At 73.1% G+C, this 2,281-nt stretch carries 1 protein-coding gene and 1 pseudogene; both read right to left on the bottom strand.

Going from position 1 to position 2,281, the window contains the following annotated elements:
- The coding region (locus ABZ281_RS46440; protein WP_356664544.1) for a helicase at positions 1–1,725 on the bottom strand (1,725 nt) is incomplete at its 3' end.
- Positions 1,726–1,851: 126 nt separating this feature from the next.
- A pseudogene (locus ABZ281_RS46435) lies at positions 1,852–2,281 on the bottom strand (RNA polymerase subunit sigma); the annotation flags it as partial.

The raw sequence follows: 2,281 nt of genomic DNA, 5'->3' as shown, positions 1-2,281 counted from the left end.
CCGGCGCCGCGCCCGCCGCCGGCCCGGTCCCGCTCGTGGTGTCGCCGACCCGCCGCTCGGTGCCCTGCCCCCGACGATGACGTGGGCGTACTCGACGCGCTCCTGGGCGAGGCGTTCGGCGCGCTCGCGCTGCGACTCCTCGCGCGTCGGCATCAGCTCCTCCAGGCCGGTGAGCTGATCGAGCGGGTCGAGTTCGCGCTTCCTGCGGGGGCGGGCCGGGGCGCCGAGGACGGCCTGGAGCTCGTCGAGGAGGGCGATGTCGTGCACCGTGCGGCCCTCGCGCCGCAGCGAGCGGGCGACCTTGCGGACCTCGCCGGGGTTGAGGATCCGCCGGGCCCAGCGGCCGAGGCGCCGTTCGTCGGCCATGGCGTCCAGGACGGCCGCCGGGGTCAGCTCCGGCCACCAGGCGTCGAGGAAGGCGATGAAGGCGTCCTCGGAGGTGATGTCCTCGTCGAAGGAGGAGCGCAGCTCGGCCGCGAGTTCCGGGTCGGAGTGCCGGCCGGCCGCGCCGGACTGCTCCCACAGCGCGTCCAGGAGCAGCTTGCGGGCGCGGGGGCGCAGCAGGTTCACCGGTGCGGTGCCGCCGAGGGCGGAGCGGCGGATGCCGTCCAGCTCCCGGCCCTCCAGCTCCAGGCGGCGGCCGAAGGCGACCACGCGCAGCCGGGCCGGCGGATCGTTCAGCTCCAGGGCGCCGCGCGCGGCCTTGCGCAGCACCTTGAGCATGCGGGAGGAGCCCTTGGCACGGGCCACGGACGGGGAGTCGTAGAGCGTGGCCTCGCTGCCTTCGACCAGGGAGCCGATGGCGCGGATGGCGACCTGGCCCTCCTCGCCGAGGGAGGGCAGCACGCCCTCGGTGTAGGCGACGAGCAGCGGGGTGGGCGAGACGATCAGGATGCCGCCCGCGTAGCGGCGCCGGTCCTGGTAGAGGAGGTAGGCCGCGCGGTGCAGGGCGACGGCGGTCTTGCCGGTGCCGGGACCGCCCTCGACGTACGTGACGGAGGCGGCGGGGGCGCGGATGACCAGGTCCTGCTCGGCCTGGATGGAGGCGACGATGTCGCGCATGGTGTGGCTGCGGGCCTGGCCGAGCGCGGCCATCAGGGCGCCGTCGCCGATGACGGGCAACTCGTCGCCGTCGAGGTACGCCGTCAGCTCGGGGCGCATCAGGTCGTCCTCGACGCCCAGCACCCGGCGGCCCTTGGAGCGGATGACGCGGCGCCGGACGACACGGCCGGGGTCGACCGGGGTGGAGCGGTAGAAAGGGGCCGCGGCCGGGGCCCGCCAGTCGATGACCAGCGGCGTGTAGTCCTGGTCGAGGACGCCGATGCGGCCGATGTGCAGGGTCTCGGCGATGTCGGCGGTGTTGTCGGGGCGTACGGCCCCCTGCGCCGGCTCGACGGCGGTGTACGCACCGTCGGGGCCCTTCTTGCCGTCCTTGCCGGTCAGCAGGTCGATACGGCCGAAGAGGAAATCCTCGAACTCGTTGTTCAGCCGGTTGAGGTGGATGCCCGCGCGGAAGACCTGGGCGTCCCGCTCGGCGAGTGCGCCGGGGGTGCCGACCTGGCCGCGCCGGGCCGCGTCCTGCATGAGGAACTCCGCCTCGTGGATCTTCTCCTCGAGGCGCCGGTACACCCGGTCCAGGTGTTCCTGTTCGACGCTGATCTCCCGGTCACGAACCGAATCGTGCACCGAACCGACCGCGTCTTGTCTCTGAGCCTGAACGGCCACCGGGCCCCCTTCTGACGTGCTGGGCAGCCGTCAACCGTACGCGAAGGGGACCCCCGGAAGCTACGGGCCGGCGGGCAGGCGCGGGACCTGTTGCCCCAATGGCGCCTGCCGTACGGCCGAACAGTCCTACGCGTCGACCTCGACCAACCGCTTGCCGTCGAAGGTCACGACCTCGAAGTGGTCGATCTCGTTCGGCTCGAAGGCGGCGCCGCCCTGGACGTACAGGGGTTCCTTGGCCTTGTCGGACTTGGCGTCCTGGAGGCCGTAGCCCCACTCCGGGACGGACCAGGAGGACAGGGTCTCGCGCTCGCCGTTCTTGCCGACCGCGACGAGGGCGCACTTGAGCGGGCCCTCGACGTTCTTCAGCTCCAGGACCATGCCCGTGCCCCAGTCCTTCTTCTGGAGGGCGACGGTGGCGGAGACCTTGGTGTTCGGGTCGGTGGCGGTGATCTTGTCGGAGATGCCCTCGAAGGCGGCCTTGGCGGGGCTCGCCGCGAGAGGGCGGTTCTCCGCGCCGCTGCCGCCGTCGCCGCCGCGCTGGACCCGTACGTGCGCC

This window comes from Streptomyces sp. NPDC006265 (assembly GCF_040613555.1).
GTDB lineage: Bacteria > Actinomycetota > Actinomycetes > Streptomycetales > Streptomycetaceae > Streptomyces.
This window is presented reverse-complemented; position numbering and strand designations above follow the sequence as displayed.